Here is a 21,669-nt window from a genome sequence, read left to right as displayed (position 1 = left end):
TTTTCGGACGTGGGGCGTCAGCAGGCGGAGCCGGGCTGGTCGTGGGCGGGAAAGCCGGACCACGCCCACGGTGACGCCTCGGCCTCCGGTGGACGGTAGTAGTCGTCGCGGGACAGGAACTCCACCGGCAGCGAGCCCGGCAGCGTCACGGTGCCGAGCGTCGGGCCGGGGGAGGCGGCCACCCGGACGGCGAGGGCGTCCCGCTCCGGCGGGGACAGGTCCACCAGGTCGGCGTTGGCGAGCCGGAAACCGGCCACCGAGCGGCGTACCTGCCGGGCCAGCCCGGCGACCAGACCGACCGGGCCGGTCAGCGCCAGCGCCGGCTGCCGGATGGTGCGCAGCGCGTCGCAGACGATGCGCAGCTCAGCGATGCCGTCGCCCACCTCGGCCAGCTCCAGGCGGGACGGCCACTGCCAGCGGATCTGGCCGCTGACCAGGCGGGACAGCCGGACCGGACGCCGGTGCCGGGCGCCCGTCCGGCCGTCCCGCCCGGACACCACCGACAGTTCGGAGCCGGTGCAGACGTACGCCAGGCGGCGCTCGGTCACGGTGATCGTCGCCGGGGCGGGCAGGGACCAGCAGCGGACGTCCTCGCTCGGGCCGAGCAGGTGACCGGCGACGCGCAGGACGTGCTGACCGAGCAGGCGTTCGCCCGGCTCGGGCACCAGCCCGTAGCGCCGGTCGAGCACGGGACGGGCGGGGTCGTCGTCGGCGTCGAACCGGTGCGGTCCGACGAAGAAGGGTGTGGCGTCCTCCGGCACGGTACGACCTCCCGATGACGGTTGGCGGTACCGGTGAGCCTGCCCGATTCCTGGGGTGACTGTCATGACACCTGTTAGGGGGTCGGCCGGTCGGCCGACGCCTGGGACCGGTAGATGCCGATATCTTCCGGTCGGACGAGCCCGTCCTCGATCGCCCGGGCGAGTAGAGCCGCCTTCGTGGCGGCCGGACGCCCCGCTCGGGTGTACTTGATCCGCGCACGGTCGACGTACTGCTTCACCGTGTGCTCACTGATCTGCATCCGGCGCGCCACCGACGCCTTCGACATCGACTGGAACCACAGCAGCAGCGCCTCACGCTCCTTGTCCGACAGGGACGGACGATCGGGGCGCGCGTCACCGACCATCGCGCCGGCCAGCGCCGGCGGCACGTACGGCCGGTCGCTCGCCGCCGCCAGCACGGTGGCCACGCAGTGCTCGCGCCCCTCGTGCTTGGCCAGGAACGCGACCGCCCCGGCATCGAGCGCGGCGAGCATGGTCTGCGGGTCGCTGTGCTCGGAGTAGACCACCACCCGGCGCCCGGCCGTGCTCAGCTCGGCCAGCTTGTCCAGCACCATCCGGCCGTGCAGACGCAGGTCGAGCAACACCACCTCGGCGTCCGGAGCGGCCCGCAACACCTCGTCCGGGTCGTCGCCGGTGGCCAGCACCCGCAACCGGGGCTCGCCGGCCAGCCAGGCGCGCACCCCGTCGATCACCACCGGATGGTCGTCCACTATCGCCACCCCGATCGGGGTTCCGGCGTTCACGTCCGCCGCCAGCGGGTCTGCGTCCATCTGATCTCCCCGTCCCGCTCGTGCAGGTGTTCCACCGGCCCGTCCCCGCCGGTCGCCGGCTCGTCCGGGCCGTCGTGATCCGGTGTCACCAGGCTGACCACCACCTCGTCCGGGCCCGCCACCACCGTGAGCCGGGCCCAGCCCTCGGCGGCGGCGAGCGCCGCGGTGAGCGGGTCGGCCAGCCCGCGCCGGATCTCCACCGGAAGCTCCGGTGGCGTGCCGACCGACACCAGGTCGATCGGCAGTCCGTTGCGCTCGGCCAGGTCGGCCGCCGCGCGCAGTTCGTGCAGCAGCGCGTCCGGCACGTCGTCCGACTCGGCGATCAGCCGGCGCAGCCGGGCCGCCGCCAGGACCGCGCGCCGCCGTACCGCCGGGTCGGCCGGGTCGGCGTCGCCCGCCGCCAGTTCGGCCAGCACCTCCTCGGCGGTGCCGCTGACCAGGGCCAGCCGCGCCTGCCGCTCGGTGCGGGCCCGCTCGGCCGCCTCCTGCTCGGCCGCCACGGCGAGCGTCGCCGCGGCGGTGGCCGCCCGGTCCCGGGCCTGCGCGGTGAGCGCCGCCGCGCCGACGAAGACCGCCACCGGCAGGGTGGAGGTGCCGTAGACGTACATCGCGGCCCGGCTCAGGTCGGCCGGTGCGGTCGCGCCGTACAGCACCACCGCCGCCAGCGCGATCGTGCCGTGCGCGGCGAGCATGACCAGCAGCCAGCGCACCGGCCGCTGCCAGAGCACCAGCAGGAGGAACCAGGCCAGACCGCCCCACACCCAGTTGGCGGTGCTGAACAGGAACGGCTCGCCCGCCCCCGCGACCACCGTGGCGTCGACCACCAGCAGCACCGCGGCCAGCGGCCCGGCCGCCGGCAGTCCGCCGCGCAGCAGCCGTACGCCGGCCCCGACCCCGACCAGCGCGGTCACCAGCCAGCCCGTCGCCACCACGGCCGGGAAGGCCATCCCTGATCCGGCGCGCAACACGGCCGGTAGCGCCACCGCCAGGTGCCAGGCCGCCGCGATGACGATCACGGCGATCCGCGCGCCGCCGTCGGACGCGTCGGCCACCGCGTGCGCCTCCGGCGGGGTCGTGGCCGCTGCGGAGCGCGTCGCCACCCGCGGCCGGGGCAGCGGGCGCAGCGCGGAGCCGGCCGCCACGGCCGTACCCGACTCACTCGCCATCGGACCACTCCAGCCGGATCCGGGTGCCGGCGCCAGGGGCGGAAGTCACCACCGCCCGGCCGCCCGCAGTGCTCATCCTCCCGTGGATCGACTCGCGCAGCCCGTACCGGTGGGCCGGGACCGTGGACGGGTCGAAACCGGGACCGTCGTCGACCACCTCGACCACGACGGTGCCACCCTCGCGGGCCAGGCGCAGCGACGTCGCAGCGCCCGGCGCGTGCCGCGCCACGTTCGCCAGCGCGGCGGCGGCGCTGTCGGCGAGCGCGGTGGCGACCTCCGCCGGCAGCCGGCACGGCGCGAGCGTCGCGCTCACCGCCGGCCCGGGCGTCCCGGCCAGCACCTCGCGCAGCAGTTCGTCCAGGTCGGCCTCGCCGGCCGCGGTCGCGGTCCGCGCGCCCGCCAGGGCGGTGAGGGTACGCAGATCGTCCGCGCACCGCTCGCGCAACGTCGCCGAGTCGGGCACCGCGCCGAGGCCGACCATGGTGAGCGTGCCCAGGACGGTGTCGTGCAGGTCGCGGTTGTGCCGCCGTTCGGCCTCGCGGGCGGCGCGCGCCACCACCGCCTCGTGCGACAACCGCTGGTAGTCGGCGAACGCGGCGTCGGCGCGGCCGATCCGGCGGCGCATCACCGCCGTCATCACCGCCGTGCTGCCGGTCTGCACCAGCAGCGTCGCGGCGTGCGCCCGCGCCTCGGCCGGGTTGCCGGCCAGCGTGGCGCCGGTGACGTACGCGGCGGCGACCAGCAGACCGGCCGGCACGGACCAGCGGGCCGGTGCGGTGGCCTGGGCGTTGATGACGGTCGAGCTGGCCAGCACCGCGACCCAGCTCGCCTCGCCCGGCAGCACCTCCGGTGCGACGAGCCACGGGACGGCGAGCGCGGCGGCGGTGGTCAGTGCCACGTCACCGGCGACCAGCGCGCCACCGATCCCGTGCCGGAAGGCGCGGAACGCGTACCAGACCGACCAGGCGGTGAGCACGACGACCGCGGGGATCAGCAGCGCCGCCCGCACCGGCGGCGTACGCACCGACAGCGCGACCGCAGCGCCGACCAGGCCGCAGGTGAGCCGCAGCAGCGCCGGCGTGGTCGTGAAGATCAGGCCGAACGCGTCACCCGCCGGGCGGGCCGGCGAGGGCCGTGACAGGGGCATGGCGGCAGCGACCGGCATCGGGGGGATGTCCTTCCGGCAGCGACCCGGCCGGGTCCGCGCGGCATAGATTGACGCTGGAGAATAACATGGTTTGTCGCAACTGGTCACCCTTGGTGCTTGACGAGTTTCGCTCCGGCGTAAAGCGGACGGCGGTCCGGCCCGGCGTCAGCAGCGCGCGGCGGCGAGCAGGTGGGCGCTGGCACCGAGGATCGCGGCGTCCCGCTCGAACGTCTCGGCGCAGGCCACCGCGTCGGCGAACAACCGCTCCTGCGGCCCGGTGCCGAGCGCGTTCAGCAGCGGCCACAGCGGACCCTCCACCCCGTACACCTCGGGGACGGGCAGTCCGGCCGCGACGAAGTCGGCGGCCAGTTCCTCCGGGCGGTGGAAGAACGCGATGGTGAAGCCGGTCCGCGGGTCGTTCACGCCGGTCTCGTACCCGGCGCGCAGCAACTGCCGGTTGTGCTCGTCCACGCGGCCCTGCGCGCTCAGGTCGATCAACGCGGCGTGGCGGCTGATCGCCGCCGCCACGACCGTCCCGCCGGGCCGGGTCACCCGTGCCGCCTCGCGCAGCGCTGCCACCCGATCGGCCTGCCGCGGCAGGTGGTAGAGCGGGCCGAGCAGCAGCGTCGCGTCCGCCGCCGCGTCGGGCGACGGCAACGCGCGGGCGTCACCCACCGACGCGGTCACCAGCGGGTACGCGGACCGCGCCGCCGCCACGTGCGCGGGCACCAGGTCGACCAGGTGCACCCGGTAACCGGCTGCGGCGAGCGGACCCGCGTAGGCCCCGGGACCGCCGCCGACGTCCAGCACGTCCGCCGGTGCGGCGGGCAGCAGCCGGGCGAGCAGATCGCGGGTACGCCGTGCCTCCAGCCGACCCTGCGGTGACCCGTCCAGCCGGTCGGCCTCGGCGTAGACCTCCGTGTAGTAGCGGCTGATGTCCGGTTCGGCCGGGCGGTGTGCGGGCATCGATCGATGGTCGCCGAGAAGCGGAGCCGCAGCATCCGGTTTACGGTTGCCGGTGTTTCCTACCCTGCGGGGTATGGCATACCAGCCGGCCATGGTGCCGCCGAAGAAGTCCAAGCGAACCTTGTTCATCGTGCTCGGCGTGGTGCTGGCGATCTGTTGCTCCGGCGGTGTGCTCGCCGGCTTCTTCCTCTTCCGGGCCGTGCAGGAAGCCACCGGCCCGGCCCGGTCCACAGCGGAGACCTACGCCGAGGCGATTGTCGACCGCGACTATCCCGCCGCGTACCGGCAGTTCTGCTCCTCGGTGCGCGACCGGGTCAGCGAGGCGGACTTCACCCGGCAGCAGTCCTCCCAGCCGGAGTTCACCGGCTACGAGATCACCGGGCTGAACGTGTCGAACAACAACGGGCGGGTGAGCGGGTCGACGACCATCCGCTTCACGCCGTCGGTCGGCACGAACGTGACCCAGTCGTTCCCGATGGTCAAGGAAGACGGCGAGTGGCGGATCTGCGAGTGAGCCGGTAGCGGGGCGGTAGGGCGGGCGCCGGGCGGGCATACTCCGCGGGATGACTGCGGAGTCCCCGCCGGTCCTGCGGCCCGGCCCCTTCCTCGTGGTGCTGCTCGGCGCGGTCGTGATCGCGTTGTTGCTGTTCATGCCGATCCGGATCGGCTTCGGTGACCACACGGCGGGCACCAGCTGCGGCAACGCGGTCGCCATGGATCTCGGGCACTGGCGCAACCAGCCCTACTCTCAGGAGAGGGACATCTACCTGGACCTGGCATTCCGGAGGTGTATCAGCGAGCGCGTCGACCGGACCGCGCAGTCAGTCGGCGTGCTCACGTTGACGCTGCTCATCATCATGGGGATGCGGGTGTGGCACGCGGCTCGCCAGGAGCGATCCCGCCCGTCCGGAGGCGAACCTCTTCAGTCGCCGCGTGACACCTGATCCACTTGTCGCATGGCCTCATCTCCCGCCACACCACTTCCGCCGGCCGTCGAGGACCGGCTCGCCCGCGAGCGCAACGTCTGGCTCTGCACGCTGCGCCGGGACGGCTCCCCGCACGTCACGCCGGTGTGGTTCGTCCACGCCGATGACGTCTGGTGGATCGGCTGCGACGGGCGCAGCGTCAAGGCCCGCAACGTGGCGGCCGACCCCCGCGTCTCGCTCGCCCTGGAGGACGGCGTCCACCCGGTCGTCGCGGAGGGCGACGCTCGCGTGCACCGCGCCGACTTCCCGCCCGCGATCGTGGCGGCGTTCGCGGAGAAGTACGGCGGATGGGACATCCGGCAGCTGGTCACACCGGACAGTGAACGGGTGCTGCTGGAGGTGCCCGTCCGGCGATGGCTGCTCGCCGGAACGGCACGCTGACCCCCAGGGCGGGTCCCGAAAGGACCGCTGGGCCGAGGCGACGGTCCACACAGCCGGATCCCGGCCCACCGGCACGGGGCATCGCGGCCCGGATTCCTGTGCCACTCTCTCCGCCATGCGTCTGTCGTCGGGCCTGGGAGTCGCCGCGGTCGTGGCCGGCCTGCTGTCGGTCGGAGCGGCGCTGCTCGCCATGCGGGACGCGTCGCTTCTGTGGGCGGTGGTCACGCTCGCGGCGCTGTGCGGCCACGCGCTCACCGCCTCAGGGGCTCCCCGGGTGCGGTGGGGCGTCGCCGCCGGTGCCGGGCTGTTCGCCCTGGTGACGGTGGCGAACCTGCTCTGGTACCGGGAGCAGGCGGCGGACGCGGTCGAGTTGAGACGCGGCCAGGCGGCGGCGCGGGCGTACCTGCTGGAGCGCTGGCAGGACGGCATGGACCGGCAGCGGCTCATCGCCGGGGGCCTGGCTCTCGGCGTACTCCTGCTCGGCGTTGCCGTGTCGGCGTTGCCGGCACGCGGCGGGCTTCGGGGTGTGGTGACGACGGTCCTGGCGGTGGCAGCGCTCGTCTGGTGCGTGTCGAGCGTGGCGCTGACGCCCGGCGAACCGCCGCTGCCCGACCTGTTCGCGGCGGTGTGGCCGGGGTTGCTCGCCGTGCTCGTCACCGCCGGCGTGCTCGCGTGGTCCGGACGGCGGGGCGACCGGCGCGCGCTTCTCCCGGCGGGCATGGTCCTGCTGTCGCTGGTCGCCGTGCGGGCCTGCGCGGATCTCGCCTCCACGTGGGCGAGCTGGTGGACGTTTGTCGAGCCCGCCAGGGACGCCTTCCTGCAACCGGGATTCATGGTGAGCGTCGGTGCTTCGCCGGGAAGTGCCCTGGAGGTGTCCTCGGCCGTGGAGAGGGCTGCCGCCCTCGGTGGCGCGGGGCTGGCGGTCATCGGGGCACTGCGCGCCCACCGCGAGGCCGAGGGCCGCTGAGAACCCGCCGCGTCCGGCGGGCCGCGCCTACGGGTGCGTGTCGGTGATCGCGATGACCTCGTCGAGACGGTCAAGCGCGGCCCGCAGGTCGTCGACCTTGGCCTGGATGCGCTCGCGCTCGGCGCGCAGCATGGCCCGCTGCGTGGGGTCGGTGTGCCCGGAGTCCCAGCACGGCAGGAGTTCGGCGATCCGGCTGCTGGTCAGGCCCGCCGCGTACATCTGCTGGATGAAGCGCACCAGCGTGACCGTGTCCGGCCGGTAGAGGCGCTGGCCGGACGCGCTGCGCCGGGGGAAGAGAAGACCCTGTTCCTCGTAGTAGCGCACGGCGCGCACCGAGACACCGGCGTCGCGCGCCACCTCACCGATGCGGATCAGCCGCTCGGCTGCGGTCGTGGTCATGGTGACCCCTCTCACCCCGGTCTCGGCGATCAACACTTGCCTCTGACGTCAACGTCAGGTTTTAGCGTACCGGGCATGGACATCAACGACTCGATCGCCCTCGTCACCGGAGCCAACCGCGGCCTGGGCCGCGCCTTCGCCCAGCGGCTGCGCGAACGCGGCGCCCGCAAGGTCTACGCGACCGCCCGTCGGCCGGAAACCGTCGACCTGCCCGGGGTCGAGGTGCTGGCTCTCGACATCACCAGTCCCGCATCGGTGCGTGCCGTCGCCGCTGCCGCCCCGGACGTCACGCTGCTCGTCAACAACGCCGGGATCCAGACCGGAACCGACCTGGTGGCCGGTTCGCTGGACGCGGTGCGGCACGAGGTGGAGACGAACGTACTCGGACACCTGGAGATGATCCGGGCGTTCGCTCCGGCGCTCGCCCGCAACGGCGGGGGCGCGATCGTGAACGTGCTCTCCGCCATGTCGTGGTTCGGAACCCGGGGTGCCGGCGCGTACCACTTGACCAAGGCCGCCGCGTGGGCGATGACGAACGGCGTACGCCTGGAACTCGCCGACCAGGGCACGCTCGTGACGGCGGTCCACCTCGGTCTGGCCGACACCGACATGTCAGCGGGCTGGCCCGTGGACAAGCTCGCGCCGTCCGACCTGGCCGACGCGGCGCTCGACGGCGTCGAGGCCGGCGCCGCCGAAGTCCTCGCCGACCAGTGGAGCCGCGACGTCAAGTCCCGGCTGACGTTGACGCCGGAGGAGTTCAACGCCGCGATGGACCGCGCACTGGCAGCGCTGGCGGCGGCCTGAGCGAATTCGGCAGTGTTCGTGATTGCGTCATGTCCTCCGTCTACCGATGCGCGACACGCGCGCCAGGTGACCTGCGCACTCGCCGCGCTGGCCTCGGCATGTGAGGGCGTTGACCCGCGGATGAGGTCACGCCAGGTCCGTTCCCCACATGGGGTCGTGTTCTCGCACCTGAGCGACGACGAGGTCGCGAATCACTCGCGACGCCGAAGCGCTCTCGACGTCCCCCAGCCGTTCGGACACCTTTGCCCATCGGGTCAGGGAGGAACAAACCAGAGCCCACTGGTCGCGCAACAGCGTGACGGAGACGACCTGTCCGTCCGGCGGCCAGTTCCCTGAACCCGGGACGCCTGGCGTCCAATGTGCCACCTGATCCCAGCCGGCAATCCGGATCTGCTGACCGAGTTCGACAACGCCCCTCGGGTCTCCGTTCTCCGCCTCGACGCTTACCTCGCTGTCCACCGTCCCATCGATGATTTGCCACTGCCTCGTGGTCAGCTCCACGGGGTAGGAGCGAGGGGTAGCGTCGTCCGACGTCATGTTCCGCATCGTGGTGGGGAACCGCGATGCTGTCAACCGAACGCCGGACGGCGTGGCCCACACCCTGTCAGCGACCGTTATCGGACGTTAATCGACGACTGACCGCCACCCCTGGGTCGCTGCAGATGTCGCACATCAGGCGGCGGACGGATGTCGCACCCCAATTGTCGGATGACAAACGCGGCCGCGCCCGGTTGTCTAGCTTCCGGAGGTCGTCGGCTGCGCGCACGATCGGCCTCCGAGCTTCTTCTCCGGTCACGGCTTCATTCCAGAGGCGTCGATGGCCCCGGCGTATGCGGCGGCTTCGTCGTCGCGGTGGGTGGTCTCGCCGACGAAGGTCTCCACGATGGCGACGTCGTCCACGTGCTACGGGGTCATCGCCTTGAAACGCTCGTCTGTGCTCTGACGGTCGGGCTTCGTCGCGGGGAGCTGCTCGGGCTGGCCTGGTCGGACATCGACTTCGACGCCGGCACCTGACCGTTCGGCAAACCGTTCAGCGCGTACGTGGCGGGCTGGAGCTCCTGGCACCCAAGACGGAGCGGTCCCGAGGGACGGTGCCGGCGCAGACGCTCGCGCTGTTCCGACCTGCCGGAGACCGAGCGGGCCGGCAACGACAAGCCGTTGAAACCGGGTCGGGATGGGTGCGCCCGGCAGGATTCGAACCTGCGGCCTTGGGATTAGAAGTCCCCTGCTCTATCCGCTGAGCTACGGGCGCGCGCCGACGATCGTCGCGCCAAGAGGGTACCGCCGCTCCCCGCGTGCCCGGGGGTACGGGTCGGCGCGTCCGTTCCGCCCCTCAGCGTCCCACGCCGGGACCCGGACCGGCACCACAGTTGCGGCGGGTCCGGCGCGGGCCGGGCGGGACGCGATCCGTACCCTCGTCGGATGCTGCTCGACCAGGAAACCGAGAACGAGATCGTCTTCGAGCTGTGTCAGCTCCTCGGGCGGGCCATCCTGCCCCTCACCGGCTCGGACGGACCGGGCACACCGCCCGGCGTCCTCGGCACCGCCTTCTTCTACAGCGAGCTGGTCGGCGCCACCGACGACGGCGAGATCGCGCACGAGTGGCTGCTCACCGCCGACGCGCTGACCGACCGGGCGTACGGCGAGATCGGGCTGCGGCCGAGCGTCACCGACCCGGCGGAGGGGGCGGACGAGCCGATCGACCTGCCCGGGTTCGCGGACCACTGGCTGCACCTGCCGGAACTGGGGGTCGCCGCGATGCCGACCGGCGGCCTGCACGGCTGGGCCGACGACCGGGGCTGGCGCTGGCGTACCCAGCATGTCACCGAGGCGGTGGCCGCGCCGGCCGACTCGGTCGCCCGGATCGGCGCGGCGCCCGCCTCGGCGTTCGTGCTGGCCCTCGGTGTCGGCGACGGCGGGTCGCGGCCGTTGGAGGCGGTGGTCGAGCGGGTCGCCCGGGACGGCGACGAGGTGCGGGTCACCACCGAGCTGCCCGCGGGCTACGTGGGCGCGCCGGTGTTCGCGGTCGAGGCCGGGCCGGACGGCGGACCGGCGCTGCGCTGCCTGGGCGTGGTGCTGCCGTCGCGCGCGGGCGGTCACCCGATCGCCACGTTCGACCGGATCCGTGCCGCGCTCGCGGCGGTCGTCGCCGACTGAGCAGGCCACCCGGCGCCGGTCTTCGGAGATCAGGCCGTCGGCCGGAGTCCGCCAACCCTGAGCGGCCAGGCCGCCGACCGGGAGGCGACCGGGGAGCCCGATCGAATCAGCCCTCGGCGGTCGCGTCGGCCGACCGGCGCGGTGACGGCGGCGTCGTCGGCTCCGGCTCGGTCGGCCCGGCGCGGAGGAACCCCTCCGCCCACCGGCCGACCTCCGCGAAGACCTTCTCGCGTACGCCGGGACTGGACAGCGTGAGGTCGTGCAGCCCGCCGTCGAAGCGGGCGAGCGTGACGTGCCGGCCGAGGCGGGGCGCCCAGCGCACCATGTGCTCGACGTCGAGCACGGCGTCGGCGCCGGTGGCGCTGTCGTGCCACTTGGTGCCCCGGAAGCTGCGCGTGGAGCAGGCGAGCAGCACCGGCACCGGGATGTCCAGCCCGGCCCGCAGTCGCCGCTGACCGGCGCGGATCGCGTTGATCCAGCCGGCCCGCACGGGGAACCCGGCGAGCGGCTTCCAGGCCAGGTCGTACCGCCACTCGCCCCGGTGGTCGGCGTGCAGGCTCTCGCCGTACACCGTGCCCAGGCCGAACGGCAGTACACGGCGCGGCGCCCTGCGGCCCAGGCGGGAGACGGCGGCCGCGAGGGGCCGGCGGACCATCCAGGGCGCGTTGATGTCGAAGAAGGGGCTGTTGAGCACGATGCCGTCGACCAGGCCGGCGTCGCGGCGGTCGTTCGCCCAGAGGGAGATGATCAGGCCGCCGGTCGAGTGGCCCATGGCGAGGAGGGTGTCGTGGCCCTCCTCGGTGCGGATGATCTCCGCGGCGGCGTCCAGTTCGGGGAAGTAGTCGCTCAGGTCGCGGCAGAAGTTCGGGGTCTGGTGCGGGAGCAGGCTGCGGCCGTACTTGCGCAGGTCGAGCGCGTAGAAGTCCCAGCCGCGCTCGGCGAAGAAGTCGGCCACGTGGGTCTGGAAGAAGTAGTCGACGAAGCCGTGCACGTAGAGCACGGCGCGGCCGGTCGGGCGGTCGGCCCGCCGACGCACCAGGGTCGCCACCACCGGCCCCTCGTCGTCGGTGCCCAGCTCGATCGTGCGCCGCTCGTAGGGGGCGCCCAGCACGTCCGGTTCCACGACCGCGACGGTACGCCGCCGCGCTACCCGGCGGTAGGGGTGTGTAAGGAGGGGGCCCTTGTTAACGCCTCCGGTAGAGGAAGGGGCCCTTGTTGACAACGACGGGCAACGCCTCAGCGCAGGGACGGCCCGCCCGCCGACACCGTGCGGGCGGGCCGTGCCGGAATTCAGGCGGTCTCGGCGTCCTCGCGCTCGGCGGCCTGTGCCGGGATGCCCTCGGGCTGGTCGACGGCGCGCAGGTGCTTGTTGTTGCGCGGCTCCTGCCGGGTCTTCGCGTCGTTGAGCTTGCGGCGCAGGTCGTCCCGGACGTCGTTGAGCGCGGCGTGCAGATCCTCCTCGGTCGAGGTGGTGACGATCTTCTGGCGGCCGGCGATCCAGCACTCCAGGGTCACCTTCTGGCCCCGCGCCTCGCGGTCCTTGACGGACACCTCCAGCTCGGTGGCGTCGGCGTGGAAGCCGGCGAGCCGGGCGTCCAGGGTCGCGAACTGCTCGGCGATCCAGTTGCGGTCGCCCTGGGAGAACCCGGCACCGACCCGCAGGCACTCGGCCACGGTCGCGGGGTTCGCAACGGCGCTCATCGCGCTGCCTCGCGGACGTCTCGGAGAAGCATGGGAGCTCCCTTTCTCTCGGTTGATCAATCACTTACCCAACCGGCGTGATTCCGGAACGCCTGCCTGCCGGCTCCTTTCGATCATGCGTCGCCCCAGGTCAGGCCCGTAGGGCCGGTCGGCCTAGCAGATCGGGACCTTGATCAGGTGGTTGTCCACAGGACGGCCCGTCATCCACAGGTTCGGACCGGCGGGTGGCCCGGGCGGCGCGGTCGGCCGACGCTCACCGGGACAAGTCGATCCCTGGGAGGGGCGATGTTCGATACGTACGTGACGATCGTCGGCAACGTGCTGACCGCGCCGGAGTGGCGCCGTACCACGCAGAGCGGAACGCTGGTGGCCAACTTCAAGGTCGCCTCGACCGCCCGCAGGCTCGACCGCGACAGCGGCCGCTGGGTCGACGGCAACAGCCTTCGAGTACGCGTGAACTGCTGGCGCCGCCTCGCCGAGGGGGTGGCCGCCTCGGTGGCGGTCGGCGATCCGGTGATCGTCGCCGGCCGCCTCTACACGCGGGACTGGACCGACGAGGCGGGCACCCACCGCACGCTCTACGAGCTGGAGGCGGTCGCCGTCGGGCACGACCTGTCCCGGGGCCGGGCCCGTTTCCTGCGCAACCAGCCCCGCGCGGCCACCAGCACGGTCGAGGACGCGGAGGCCGAGCAGCGGGTGCACGGCGAGGCGACCGAGCCGGTTCCCGACGCCCAGGCGCCGGCGACGTTCGACGACCGGCCCTTCGACGACGACTTCCCGCCGCCGGAGTACGGGGGCGGCCGGGTCGGGCTGGCCGGCACCGTCGAGCGGGTGGGCGAGCCCGACCCGTTCGACGACCGGCCCGGTGAGCCCGTTCCCGGCGGGGACGCCCGGTTCGGCGGCCCGTCCGGCGGTCTGCCGGGTGGCCGAGGCGGCCCGTCGGGCATGCGGGCGGGCGGTCCGTCCGACGCCGGCCCGGGCCTGCCGGCCGAGGACGACGAGCTGTCCCCCGAGGAGGGCGACGAGCCGGTCCCGCTCGGGGACGACGAGCTGGGTGAGGTCACGGCCCCGGGCGTCGGCGGACCGGGTGGGGACGAGCCGGGCGGGGGCGAGCCGGGCGGCGCGATTCCGGGCGGCGCGGCCGGGACCACCTCCGGGCGCCGCAGCCGGCGGCGTACCCCGGTGCCCGCCTGACCGTCCGACTCCGTCCACGGGGGCGCGGGGTGGTGACATCGGCGTCACCACCCCGCGGTACGACTAGGCTGGCCGGCCGGAGGTGGTGACGGGTGCGGCAGGCGACCGCCATGGCGAACGCGACCGGGTTGGTGGCGGGCTACGCGCTCGACGCCCTGCTCGGCGACCCCCGCCGGTGGCATCCGGTGGCCGGCTTCGGCACGGCGGCCGGCGCGCTGGAACGGCGGATCTACCGTCCCGACCGGGCGGCCGGCACCGCGTTCACGGCGCTGGCGGTCGGTACGCCGGTCCTGCTCGGCGCCGCCGCCGCGCTGGCGACCCGCCGTCATCCGGTGGCCCGGGCCGCGCTGGTGGCCGCCGGCACCTGGACCGTGCTGGGCGGGCGCACGCTGCGGCACGAGTCCCGGGTGATGGCACGGGCGCTGGGCCGGGCCGACCTGCCCGCCGCCCGGGCCCGCCTGGGCAACCTCTGCGGGCGCGATCCGTCCGCGCTCGACGAGCCCGAACTCGCCCGCGCCACAGTCGAATCGGTCGCCGAGAACACCTCGGACGCCGTGGTCGCCCCGCTGGTCTGGGGCGCGGTCGCGGGCCTGCCCGGCCTGCTCGGATACCGGGCGGCGAACACGCTCGACGCGATGGTCGGCCACCGCTCACCCCGGTACGCCCGCTTCGGCACCCCGGCCGCCCGGCTGGACGACGCGCTGAACCTGGTGCCGTCCCGGCTCACCGGGCTGCTCACGGTGGCCGTCGCGCCGGTGGCACACGGGGACCGCGCCGCCGCCTGGCACGTGTGGCGGCGGGACCGGGCCGACCATCCGAGCCCGAACGCCGGTCAGTGCGAGGCGGCGATGGCGGGCGCGCTCGGCGTCCGGCTCGGCGGGCGCAACGTCTACTTCGGCCGCGCCGAGACCCGGCCGTTCCTCGGCGACGGACCCCGCCCCGAGGCGCGGCACCTGAAGCGGGCCGCCCGGATCTCCGGCGCGGTCGGTGTGGCAGCGCTCGGCCTTGCCGCGCTCTACCCGGTGACGGTCGGTCGCGTGGCCGGGGCCGCCGGGCGGGCGGCGTTGGGCCTCCTCGGCCGCAGGGCTCGCGACCTCGGCAGCACGGCCGAGGCGGGCAGCGGGCGCCGGGGGAGCGGGCGGTGAGCGGCGGGCTGCTCGTCGCCGGCACCACCTCCGACGCCGGCAAGAGCGTGCTCACCGCCGGCATCTGCCGCTGGCTGCGCCGCCGGGGCGTCCGGGTCGCCCCGTTCAAGGCGCAGAACATGTCGAACAACTCCGCCGTGGTGGTCGGCCCGGACGGTCGCGGCGGCGAACTGGGCCGCGCGCAGGCGATGCAGGCCGCCGCCTGCGGGCTGGACGCCGACCTGCGCTTCAACCCGGTGCTGCTCAAGCCGGGCAGCGACCACGCCAGCCAGGTGGTGCTGCTCGGTGAGGCGGTCGACACGGTCACCGCCGGCAACTACCACGAGGTGCGGTCCCGGCTCGCCACCACGGCGTACGCGGCGCTGGCCGAGCTGCGATCCGAGTACGACGTGGTGATCTGCGAGGGCGCGGGCAGCCCCGCCGAGATCAACCTGCGCGACGGCGACTACGTCAACATGGGGCTGGCGCGGCACGCCGGGCTGCCCACGATCGTGGTCGGCGACATCGACAGGGGCGGCGTGTTCGCCTCGATGTTCGGCACCGTCGCCCTGCTCGACGCGGCCGACCAGGCGCTGGTGGCCGGGTTCGTGGTGAACAAGTTCCGGGGCGACCGCGGCCTCCTCCAGCCGGGGCTGGACATGCTGCGCCGGGTCACCGGCCGCCCCACGTACGGGGTGGTGCCGTGGGCGCTGGACCTGTGGCTGGACGCGGAGGACTCGCTCGCGTACGGGCGGGTGCTCGGCCGCCCGGCCGCGCCCCGGGGCACCGACTGGCTCGACGTCGCAGTGGTGCGGCTGCCTCGGATCAGCAACGCCACCGACGTGGAGGCCCTCGCCACCGAGCCGGGTGTGCGGGTACGCCTCACCGTCGAGCCGGCCGAACTGGCCGCCGCCGACCTGGTGGTGCTGCCCGGCACCAAATCGACGGTCGCCGACCTGGCCTGGCTGCGGGAGACCGGGCTGGCCGACGCGGTCCGGGCGCACGCCGCCGCCGGACGGCCACTGCTCGGCATCTGCGGCGGCTTCCAGATGCTGGGCCGGTCCATCCACGATGCGGTGGAGAGCGGCCGGGGCACGGTACCCGGCCTCGGGCTGCTGCCCGTCGAGATCACCTTCGAGCCGCGCAAGACCGTCCGCCGGGCCGAGGGCACCGCCGCCGGCGACGTGCCTGTGCACGGGTACGAGATCCACCACGGCCAGGTGTCGGCCGCCGACCCGGGCCTCGCGCCGCTGCTGCGTTACGCCGACGGCACCGGCGAGGGCGCGCGTCTCGGCACCGTGTACGGCACGCACTGGCACGGTGCCTTCTCCTCCGACGCGTTCCGCCGCCGGTTCCTGACCGAGGTCGCGGAGGCGGCCGGGCGGACCGGCTTCAAGGTCGCGCCGGACACGTCCTTCGCGGCCGCCCGGGAGCGGACGCTGGACCTGCTCGGCGACCTGGTGGAGGAGCACCTGGACACGGACGCGCTCTGGCGGCTGATCGAGTCCGGCCCGCCGCCGGGACTGCCGTTCGTGCCACCCGGCGCGCCACCGGCGTAGAAGGCCGCTCCGCCGGCACTCGCCGGCCGTGCGACCTGCTCGGACCGCGAGCCTCAGCGCCGACCGCGAGGGTTCAGTAGCGCACGTCGGCCGGGCGGTCGGACATCGGCAGCCCGGCCTCCCGCCAGCCCTGCACGCCGCCGATCATGTCGGTGGCCTGCCGCAGCCCCAGCGTCTGAAGGCTGGCGGCGGCCAGGCTGGAGCTGTATCCCTCCCGGCACACCACGATGATCTCGCGGTCGTACCCGGTGGCCTCCGGTATGCGCCACGCGCTGGCCGGGTCGAGCCGCCACTCCAGCACCGTGCGGTCGATGACGATCGCGCCGGGCAGCTCACCCTCCTCGCGGCGCTGCGCCTCGGTACGCGTGTCGATAAGCAGCGCACCGCCACGGACCGCCTCGACGGTCTCGTGCGGAGTGAGCCGGCGGAGACCGGCGCGGGCCTGTTCCAGGAGGGCGTCGACGCCCGGACACATCACGTCATGGAGCACCCCCCGATGATGCCCAGCGCGCCGGGCCCCCGCTCGGCGAAACGGTCCGCCCGGGTCGCAGTTTCCAGCGGACGGGGGAACGTTAGCGTCGGTCGGGTGAACGTCGCAGTGATCGAGGCGTACGCCGGGTTGGCCCGTCGGGTGCTGGCCGGTCCGCCGCGGTTGGGGCGTACCCGCCTGGTCGCTGTCGACGGGCCCAGCGGCGCGGGCAAGAGCCGGTTCGCGACGCGCCTCGCGGACGCCCTCGCGGCACGGGCGGGCGGCGTCCGCCCGCCGCTCGTGCGCACCGACGACCTGCTCGACGGCTGGGACGACCAGCTCACCTTCTGGACCCGGCTGGAGGAGCAGGTGCTCGGCCCGCTGCGGGCCGGGCGGGCGGGCGGTTACCGCCGCTACAGCTGGGTGCGCCGCCGCTTCCTGGACCGGGTGGTGCCGGTGCCGGCCGGATCGGTGCTGATCGTCGAGGGGGTGAGCGCCGCCCGCGCCGCGGTACGCCCCGAGCTGACGCTGTCGGTGCTCGTCACCGCGCCGGCCGAGCTGCGGTTGCGCCGCGCGCTGGCCCGCGACGGCGAGCAGATCCTGCCGGAGCTGCGCCGCTGGCACGCGGGGGAGCGGGCGCACTTCACCGCCGACGGTACGGCGACTGCGGTGGACCTGGTCGTGGACGGCGCCCCGGACCTGCCACACGACGGCGACCGCTACTACGTGCGAGTGGGGCGGCGATCGGGCTCGGGCGACGTGGAGGGGTAAGGCCAGCATACGATTCCGGTCATGACCACTCCGATCCTCTCCGAGTCCGAGGTGCGGGCCGCCGTCGAGCGGGAACTCCCCGGCGTCCGTGCCGACCTCGAGCGACTCGTCCGCATCCCGGGCATCGCCTTCGAGGGTTTCGACCACTCGCACGTGGAGCGTTCCGCCGAGGCGGTGGCGGAGCTGCTGCGCGGCTGCGGCCTCGACACGCGGATCGTCCGGTCCGGCGGCCAGCCGGCCGTGATCGGCACGAAGGCGGCCCCGCCCGGCGCCCCCACAGTGCTCATGTACGCGCACCACGACGTGCAGCCGGTCGGTGACCTGTCGCTGTGGGAGTCGGACCCGTTCGAGCCGGTGGAGCGCGACGGCCGCCTGTACGGGCGCGGCGCCGCCGACGACAAGGCCGGCATCATGGCGCACGTCGCCGCGCTGCGCGCGTTCGGCGACCGGCTCCCGGTCGGCGTGGTGCTGTTCATCGAGGGCGAGGAGGAGTACGGCTCGGACTCGCTGGAGCGTCTGCTCGCCGAGCACCGCGAGGATCTGACCTCGGACGTCATCGTGATCGCCGACTCCACCAACTGGGACGTCGGCGTGCCGGCGCTGACCACCTCGCTGCGCGGCATCGTCAACTGCTTCGTGGAGGTGCGCACGCTCGACCACGCGGTGCACAGCGGCATGTTCGGCGGCGCCGTGCCGGACGCGCTCACCGCGCTGGTGAAGCTGCTCGGCACGCTGCACGACGAGGCCGGTGACGTGGCGGTGGACGGGCTGGCCGCCCGCGAGGGCGCCAGCGTCGACTACCCGGAGGACCGGTTCCGCGCCGAGGCCGGCCTGGTCGACGGCGCGAAGCTGTTCGGCACCGGCCGGATCACCGACCGGCTCTGGACCAAGCCGGCGCTGGCGATCCTCGGCGTGGACGCGCCGGCGACCGGCGAGGCCCCGAACGCGCTGGTGCCGTCCGCGAAGGCGAAGCTGAGCGTACGGCTGGCGCCGGGCGACGACCCGAAGAAGGCGTACGCGGCCCTGACCGCGCACCTGGAGCGGCACGCGCCGTGGGGCGCGCAGGTGTCGGTGACGTTCGAGCACGACGGCGCGCCCTGCGTCATCGACGCCTCCGGGCCGATGTTCGACGCGGCCCGGTCGGCGTTCCGGACGGCCTGGGACGGCACCGACCCGGTCGACATCGGGGTCGGCGGGTCGATCCCGTTCATCGCCACGTTCCAGGAGATGTTCCCGCAGGCCGCGATCCTGGTGACCGGCGTGGAGGACCCGCACGCGCGGGCGCACGGGCCGAACGAGAGCCTGCACCTGGGCGAGTTCGCGCGGGTGTGCCTGGCCGAGGCGCTGCTGCTGGCCCGGGTGGCGGAGGCCGGAAACCGCGCCTGAGGTGTCGAAACCGTAACTTCGGGGCCGATGTCGGAGTTTGTGGTGTGTCGGCGGGCGGGGTGTTATAGCCTTTCGAACATGCGTACGAACGACGAGATGGAGCGGCTTCAGGCCGCCGTCCGTGCTCTGGGGGACGTCGACGTCTCCGCGTGGTCCGAGGACACGCTCAACGAACAGATCGGCGAGCTCTCCGCCGCCCTGGTCACGCTCGACGCGCTGCTCACCCGGGTCGCCGAGAGCGTGCGCGGGCGCGGCCTGCGCATCGAGGAACCCGTCTCGGCCTGACCGGCGGCCCGGCGCCCCGGCGCACCCGTGTGGTGTGCCGGGCCGCCGGATCCACCCCGATGTCGCAGGCGGCTGGCAGGATGTGGGCGTGCGTTTCGCGGAGCTGGCGGCCACCTCGGCCGCGGTCGGAGCCACCAGCGGCCGGCGGGCCAAGGTGGAGCTGCTGGCCGCCGCGCTCCGCGGGCTGGATCCGGGCGAGATCCCGGCCGGTGCCGGCTACCTCGCCGGTGAGCTGCGCCAGCGTCAGACCGGTGTCGGCTGGGCGGGCCTGCGTGACCTGCCGCCGCCGGCCGCCGAGCCGACGCTCACCGTTGCCGCCGTCGACGCGGCGATCGAGGAGATCTCCCGCGTCGCCGGGGCCGGTTCGCAGGCCCGTCGACGGGAACTGGTCGGCCGTCTCTTCGCCGCCGCCACCGCCGACGAGCAGCGCCTGCTGACCGGCCTGTTCCGGGGTGAGCTGCGCCAGGGCGCGCAGGCCGGGCTGCTGGCGGACGCGGTCGCGCGCGCCGCCGACGTCCCGGTCACGGCCGTCCGGCGGGCCCTGCTGCTCGCCGGTGACCTGCGGGCGGTGGCGGTCGCGGCGCTCACCGGGGGTGCCGCCGCGCTGGCCGGTTTCGGGCTTCAGGTGGGCCGGCCGCTCGCGCCGATGCTGGCGCAGAGCGCGCCCTCGGTCGACGAGGCGCTGACCGCCACCGGCGTGCCGGCGGTGGTCGACGTCAAGCTCGACGGCATCCGCATCCAGGTGCACCGCTCCGGCCCGGACATCGCCGTCTTCACCCGGAGCCTCGACGAGATCACCGGCCGGCTGCCCCAGGTGGTGGCCGCCGTCCGCGCGCTGCCCGCCCGCGAGCTGGTGCTCGACGGTGAGGCGATCGGGCTGGACGCCGCCGGCCGTCCGCTGCCGTTCCAGGAGACGTCCAGCCGCGCGGCCCGGCGCACCACGCCCAGCACCACCGGGCCGACACAGGTCGCGCCCGCCGTGCTGGCCGCCGCCGAGCGCACCGGCGAGCCGGTGCTCACGCCGTACTTCTTCGACCTGCTGCACCTCGACGGCACCGACCTGATCGACGCGCCCGGGCGGGAGCGGTGGGCGGCCCTGGCCGGCGCGGTCGACGCCTCGCTGCTCGTCGACCGGGTCGAGGTGGACGACGTGGACCAGGCGGCCACGGCGTTCGCCGCGGCTGTCGACGCCGGCCAGGAAGGCGTGGTGGTCAAGGATCCGGCCGCGCCCTACGATGCCGGCCGGCGCGGCTCGGCCTGGGTCAAGGTCAAGCCGCGGCACACGCTCGACCTCGTCGTCCTCGCGGTCGAATGGGGCAGCGGCCGGCGGGAGGGCTGGCTGTCCAACCTGCACCTGGGCGCCCGCGATCCGCGCACCGGCGAGTTCGTCATGCTCGGCAAGACCTTCAAGGGGCTCACCGACGAGCTGCTGCGCTGGCAGACCGAGCGGTTCCTGTCACTCGCCGTGGAGAAGGGCGACTGGGTGGTGCGGGTACGGCCGGAGCAGGTGGTCGAAATCGCGTTCGACGGGGTGCAGACCAGCAGCCGGTACCCGGGCGGCATGGCGTTGCGCTTCGCGCGCGTGCTGCGCTACCGCGACGACAAGACCGCCGCCGAGGCGGACACCATCGACGCGGTCCGCGCCATCCACGCCGGCCGGGTCACCGGCTGACGGGTCAGCCGGCCGACAACGGCCGGGCGTAGTCGACCTGGTTGTCGAGCTGCCGCACCTGGAACTGGTCGGTCACCGGGATCCGCGGGCTCAGGCGGAGGTGGGCGTGGCCGGCTCGGCGGCGCGGTCCACCGGCTCACCCGGGGCGTCCAGCCCGGCCCGGCGGCGGGCCTCCCGGCGCGCCACCCAGCCGTAGCCGAAGAGGCTCATCACCGCGAAGATCCACCACTGCCAGACGTAGCCGAAGTTCTGCCAGTTGTTCGTGTGCCCGATCTGGACCGCCTGGAAGGCCGGGTCGGCCGCCGGCGTCTGCCCGTCGAGCAGCACGTAGCCGCCGGTCACCGGGTAGGGGAGCTGCGCGGCCAGGCGGGGGATGTCGATGCGCCGGGCCTCCAGCTTGCCGTCGCGCCGGCTGACCGCGCCGCCACCGCTCTCGCTGCCGACCACCCGGCCGGTGACAGTCACCTCGCCGGTCGGCGCCGCCGGCACCTGCGGCTGGACTGTCGCGCCGGCGCCGGGCACGGGCGGGATCCAGCCCCGGTCGACGAGCACCGCTGTGCCGTCGGCCAGCACCAGCGGGGTGAGCACCTCGAAACCGACCTTGCGGTCGAGCGTACGGCCGCGGACCAGGACGGTGTTCGCGCCGTCGTACCGGCCGGTCGCGGTGACCCGGCTCCAGGTGAGCTCCTCGGACGGCGCGGGACCGACGTCGCCGCCGCTCGGCGCCGGCAGCGCGTCGCGCAGCGGCGCGGGCGTCATGGTGGCGCCGGCGTCGATCCGCTCGTTGACGGCCGTCCGGCCCCGGTAGCGGTCCAGCTGCCAGTTGCCCAGGAACACCATCACCGTGGCGGCGGCGAGCGTGAGCGCGAGGTAGCCGAGCCAGCGCGGGGTCAGCAGGAACCGGTACACGTTGGCCAAGGCTACCCGTATGAGCGATGCCACTCGCCGCTGCCAGGGAGAAACGGCGGAGTGCGTGGCCCCTC

Annotated in this window: 23 protein-coding genes, 1 tRNA gene and 1 pseudogene; 13 read left to right on the top strand and 12 right to left on the bottom strand. The window is 74.2% G+C overall.

What is annotated here, in order from left to right; all coding sequences use genetic code 11:
- Positions 1 to 17: 17 nt before the first annotated feature.
- The 5 genes from Q3W68_RS09190 to Q3W68_RS09170 form a co-directional block, all read right to left on the bottom strand.
- Complete coding sequence (locus tag Q3W68_RS09190) at positions 18 to 761, bottom strand: hypothetical protein (RefSeq protein ID WP_302905063.1); 744 nt, start codon at positions 759 to 761, stop codon at positions 18 to 20.
- Positions 762 to 835: 74 nt separating this feature from the next.
- Positions 836 to 1,552, bottom strand: coding sequence for a response regulator transcription factor (locus Q3W68_RS09185; RefSeq protein WP_269704467.1), 717 nt, complete (start codon positions 1,550 to 1,552; stop codon positions 836 to 838).
- Positions 1,522 to 2,718: a hypothetical protein gene (locus Q3W68_RS09180; protein ID WP_302905062.1), complete on the bottom strand. Its 1,197-nt coding sequence runs from the start codon at positions 2,716 to 2,718 to the stop codon at positions 1,522 to 1,524. Before Q3W68_RS09180 ends, Q3W68_RS09185 begins: the two co-directional genes overlap by 31 nt.
- Positions 2,708 to 3,883, bottom strand: coding sequence for an ATP-binding protein (locus Q3W68_RS09175; protein WP_368045729.1), 1,176 nt, complete (start codon positions 3,881 to 3,883; stop codon positions 2,708 to 2,710). Before Q3W68_RS09175 ends, Q3W68_RS09180 begins: the two co-directional genes overlap by 11 nt.
- A 147-nt stretch (positions 3,884 to 4,030) precedes the next feature.
- Positions 4,031 to 4,831, bottom strand: a complete 801-nt coding sequence (locus Q3W68_RS09170) for a class I SAM-dependent methyltransferase (RefSeq protein ID WP_302905060.1) — start codon at positions 4,829 to 4,831, stop codon at positions 4,031 to 4,033.
- A 73-nt stretch (positions 4,832 to 4,904) separates the two neighbouring features.
- Here Q3W68_RS09170 and Q3W68_RS09165 point away from each other — a divergent pair, with 73 nt between their 5' ends.
- The 4 genes from Q3W68_RS09165 to Q3W68_RS09150 all read left to right on the top strand — a co-directional run bounded on the left by Q3W68_RS09165 (position 4,905) and on the right by Q3W68_RS09150 (position 7,165).
- Positions 4,905 to 5,345 carry a hypothetical protein gene (locus Q3W68_RS09165; protein ID WP_013475439.1) on the top strand — a complete coding sequence of 147 codons (441 nt, stop codon included), beginning with the start codon at positions 4,905 to 4,907 and terminating at the stop codon, positions 5,343 to 5,345.
- A 49-nt stretch (positions 5,346 to 5,394) separates the two neighbouring features.
- The gene (locus Q3W68_RS09160) at positions 5,395 to 5,775 is read left to right on the top strand and encodes a hypothetical protein (protein WP_302905059.1); all 381 of its coding nucleotides are present in this window, start codon (positions 5,395 to 5,397) and stop codon (positions 5,773 to 5,775) included.
- A gap of 12 nt (positions 5,776 to 5,787) precedes the next feature.
- Positions 5,788 to 6,198, top strand: coding sequence for a pyridoxamine 5'-phosphate oxidase family protein (locus Q3W68_RS09155; protein WP_302905058.1), 411 nt, complete (start codon positions 5,788 to 5,790; stop codon positions 6,196 to 6,198).
- 115 nt (positions 6,199 to 6,313) lie between these two features.
- Positions 6,314 to 7,165 (top strand): aminopeptidase, encoded by an 852-nt coding sequence (locus tag Q3W68_RS09150; RefSeq protein WP_302905057.1) that lies wholly within the window; start codon positions 6,314 to 6,316, stop codon positions 7,163 to 7,165.
- A gap of 27 nt (positions 7,166 to 7,192) precedes the next feature.
- On the opposite strand, the gene Q3W68_RS09145 is transcribed toward Q3W68_RS09150, so the two are convergent.
- Complete coding sequence (locus Q3W68_RS09145; protein ID WP_302905056.1) at positions 7,193 to 7,564, bottom strand: MerR family transcriptional regulator; 372 nt, start codon at positions 7,562 to 7,564, stop codon at positions 7,193 to 7,195.
- Between the two features lie 75 nt (positions 7,565 to 7,639).
- Here Q3W68_RS09145 and Q3W68_RS09140 point away from each other — a divergent pair, with 75 nt between their 5' ends.
- On the top strand, positions 7,640 to 8,368 hold the full coding sequence (locus tag Q3W68_RS09140) for an SDR family oxidoreductase (RefSeq protein WP_302905055.1): 729 nt from the start codon (positions 7,640 to 7,642) through the stop codon (positions 8,366 to 8,368).
- A gap of 126 nt (positions 8,369 to 8,494) precedes the next feature.
- Here the strand turns inward: Q3W68_RS09140 and Q3W68_RS09135 are convergent, their stop codons facing one another.
- Positions 8,495 to 8,905, bottom strand: a complete 411-nt coding sequence (locus Q3W68_RS09135) for a hypothetical protein (protein ID WP_302905054.1) — start codon at positions 8,903 to 8,905, stop codon at positions 8,495 to 8,497.
- A gap of 642 nt (positions 8,906 to 9,547) precedes the next feature.
- Positions 9,548 to 9,620: transfer RNA gene (locus Q3W68_RS09130), tRNA-Arg, on the bottom strand.
- A 170-nt stretch (positions 9,621 to 9,790) separates the two neighbouring features.
- On the opposite strand from Q3W68_RS09130, the gene Q3W68_RS09125 reads away from it, so the two are divergent.
- A complete protein-coding gene (locus tag Q3W68_RS09125) occupies positions 9,791 to 10,525 on the top strand; it encodes a hypothetical protein (RefSeq protein ID WP_302905053.1) in 735 nt (244 codons plus the stop codon).
- A gap of 106 nt (positions 10,526 to 10,631) precedes the next feature.
- Here the strand turns inward: Q3W68_RS09125 and Q3W68_RS09120 are convergent, their stop codons facing one another.
- Together Q3W68_RS09120 and Q3W68_RS09115 are read right to left on the bottom strand one after the other, a co-directional pair.
- On the bottom strand, positions 10,632 to 11,648 hold the full coding sequence (locus Q3W68_RS09120) for an alpha/beta hydrolase (RefSeq protein WP_302905052.1): 1,017 nt from the start codon (positions 11,646 to 11,648) through the stop codon (positions 10,632 to 10,634).
- Positions 11,649 to 11,815: 167 nt separating this feature from the next.
- A complete protein-coding gene (locus Q3W68_RS09115; protein WP_302905051.1) occupies positions 11,816 to 12,226 on the bottom strand; it encodes an HPF/RaiA family ribosome-associated protein in 411 nt (136 codons plus the stop codon).
- A 285-nt stretch (positions 12,227 to 12,511) separates the two neighbouring features.
- Here Q3W68_RS09115 and ssb point away from each other — a divergent pair.
- The 3 genes and pseudogenes from ssb to Q3W68_RS09100 all read left to right on the top strand — a co-directional run.
- Positions 12,512 to 12,952 (top strand): annotated as a pseudogene (ssb, locus tag Q3W68_RS28295) (single-stranded DNA-binding protein); the annotation flags it as partial.
- Between the two features lie 578 nt (positions 12,953 to 13,530).
- A complete protein-coding gene (locus Q3W68_RS09105) occupies positions 13,531 to 14,565 on the top strand; it encodes a cobalamin biosynthesis protein (RefSeq protein ID WP_302905665.1) in 1,035 nt (344 codons plus the stop codon).
- Positions 14,562 to 16,103 carry a cobyric acid synthase gene (locus Q3W68_RS09100; protein WP_302905049.1) on the top strand — a complete coding sequence of 514 codons (1,542 nt, stop codon included), beginning with the start codon at positions 14,562 to 14,564 and terminating at the stop codon, positions 16,101 to 16,103. The genes Q3W68_RS09105 and Q3W68_RS09100 overlap by 4 nt, the downstream gene beginning before the upstream one ends.
- A 73-nt stretch (positions 16,104 to 16,176) precedes the next feature.
- Here Q3W68_RS09100 and Q3W68_RS09095 read toward each other — a convergent pair whose 3' ends face one another.
- Complete coding sequence (locus tag Q3W68_RS09095) at positions 16,177 to 16,578, bottom strand: rhodanese-like domain-containing protein (RefSeq protein WP_281606520.1); 402 nt, start codon at positions 16,576 to 16,578, stop codon at positions 16,177 to 16,179.
- A 111-nt stretch (positions 16,579 to 16,689) separates the two neighbouring features.
- On the opposite strand from Q3W68_RS09095, the gene Q3W68_RS09090 reads away from it, so the two are divergent.
- The 4 genes from Q3W68_RS09090 to Q3W68_RS09075 all read left to right on the top strand — a co-directional run bounded on the left by Q3W68_RS09090 (position 16,690) and on the right by Q3W68_RS09075 (position 20,686).
- The gene (locus tag Q3W68_RS09090; protein WP_302905048.1) at positions 16,690 to 17,343 is read left to right on the top strand and encodes a uridine kinase; all 654 of its coding nucleotides are present in this window, start codon (positions 16,690 to 16,692) and stop codon (positions 17,341 to 17,343) included.
- Between the two features lie 21 nt (positions 17,344 to 17,364).
- Complete coding sequence (locus Q3W68_RS09085) at positions 17,365 to 18,729, top strand: dipeptidase (protein ID WP_302905047.1); 1,365 nt, start codon at positions 17,365 to 17,367, stop codon at positions 18,727 to 18,729.
- 78 nt (positions 18,730 to 18,807) lie between these two features.
- Positions 18,808 to 19,014, top strand: a complete 207-nt coding sequence (locus Q3W68_RS09080; protein ID WP_302905046.1) for a hypothetical protein — start codon at positions 18,808 to 18,810, stop codon at positions 19,012 to 19,014.
- An 88-nt stretch (positions 19,015 to 19,102) separates the two neighbouring features.
- The gene (locus Q3W68_RS09075; protein WP_302905045.1) at positions 19,103 to 20,686 is read left to right on the top strand and encodes an ATP-dependent DNA ligase; all 1,584 of its coding nucleotides are present in this window, start codon (positions 19,103 to 19,105) and stop codon (positions 20,684 to 20,686) included.
- Between the two features lie 90 nt (positions 20,687 to 20,776).
- On the opposite strand, the gene Q3W68_RS09070 is transcribed toward Q3W68_RS09075, so the two are convergent.
- On the bottom strand, positions 20,777 to 21,595 hold the full coding sequence (locus Q3W68_RS09070; protein WP_302905044.1) for an SURF1 family protein: 819 nt from the start codon (positions 21,593 to 21,595) through the stop codon (positions 20,777 to 20,779).
- Positions 21,596 to 21,669 lie beyond the last annotated feature (74 nt).

The sequence above is a fragment of the Micromonospora sp. C28ISP2-4 genome, from assembly GCF_030519385.1.
Taxonomy (GTDB): Bacteria; Actinomycetota; Actinomycetes; order Mycobacteriales; family Micromonosporaceae; genus Micromonospora; species Micromonospora tulbaghiae.
The sequence above is the reverse complement of the archived record's forward strand: the minus strand, read 5'-3'. Positions and strand labels throughout refer to the sequence as shown.

Coding starts and splice junctions, on each gene's coding strand:
- Q3W68_RS09180 (WP_302905062.1), bottom strand. CDS start 2,718: ATGGCGAGTGAGTCGGGTACGGCCGTGGCGGCCGGCTCCGCGCTGCGC.
- Q3W68_RS09085 (WP_302905047.1), top strand. CDS start 17,365: ATGACCACTCCGATCCTCTCCGAGTCCGAGGTGCGGGCCGCCGTCGAG.
- Q3W68_RS09175 (WP_368045729.1), bottom strand. CDS start 3,883: ATGCCGGTCGCTGCCGCCATGCCCCTGTCACGGCCCTCGCCGGCCCGC.
- Q3W68_RS09145 (WP_302905056.1), bottom strand. CDS start 7,564: ATGACCACGACCGCAGCCGAGCGGCTGATCCGCATCGGTGAGGTGGCG.
- Q3W68_RS09095 (WP_281606520.1), bottom strand. CDS start 16,578: ATGTGTCCGGGCGTCGACGCCCTCCTGGAACAGGCCCGCGCCGGTCTC.
- Q3W68_RS09080 (WP_302905046.1), top strand. CDS start 18,808: ATGCGTACGAACGACGAGATGGAGCGGCTTCAGGCCGCCGTCCGTGCT.
- Q3W68_RS09160 (WP_302905059.1), top strand. CDS start 5,395: ATGACTGCGGAGTCCCCGCCGGTCCTGCGGCCCGGCCCCTTCCTCGTG.
- Q3W68_RS09155 (WP_302905058.1), top strand. CDS start 5,788: ATGGCCTCATCTCCCGCCACACCACTTCCGCCGGCCGTCGAGGACCGG.
- Q3W68_RS09140 (WP_302905055.1), top strand. CDS start 7,640: ATGGACATCAACGACTCGATCGCCCTCGTCACCGGAGCCAACCGCGGC.
- Q3W68_RS09135 (WP_302905054.1), bottom strand. CDS start 8,905: ATGACGTCGGACGACGCTACCCCTCGCTCCTACCCCGTGGAGCTGACC.
- Q3W68_RS09170 (WP_302905060.1), bottom strand. CDS start 4,831: ATGCCCGCACACCGCCCGGCCGAACCGGACATCAGCCGCTACTACACG.
- Q3W68_RS09105 (WP_302905665.1), top strand. CDS start 13,531: ATGGCGAACGCGACCGGGTTGGTGGCGGGCTACGCGCTCGACGCCCTG.
- Q3W68_RS09165 (WP_013475439.1), top strand. CDS start 4,905: ATGGCATACCAGCCGGCCATGGTGCCGCCGAAGAAGTCCAAGCGAACC.
- Q3W68_RS09115 (WP_302905051.1), bottom strand. CDS start 12,226: ATGAGCGCCGTTGCGAACCCCGCGACCGTGGCCGAGTGCCTGCGGGTC.
- Q3W68_RS09150 (WP_302905057.1), top strand. CDS start 6,314: ATGCGTCTGTCGTCGGGCCTGGGAGTCGCCGCGGTCGTGGCCGGCCTG.
- Q3W68_RS09125 (WP_302905053.1), top strand. CDS start 9,791: ATGCTGCTCGACCAGGAAACCGAGAACGAGATCGTCTTCGAGCTGTGT.
- Q3W68_RS09185 (WP_269704467.1), bottom strand. CDS start 1,552: ATGGACGCAGACCCGCTGGCGGCGGACGTGAACGCCGGAACCCCGATC.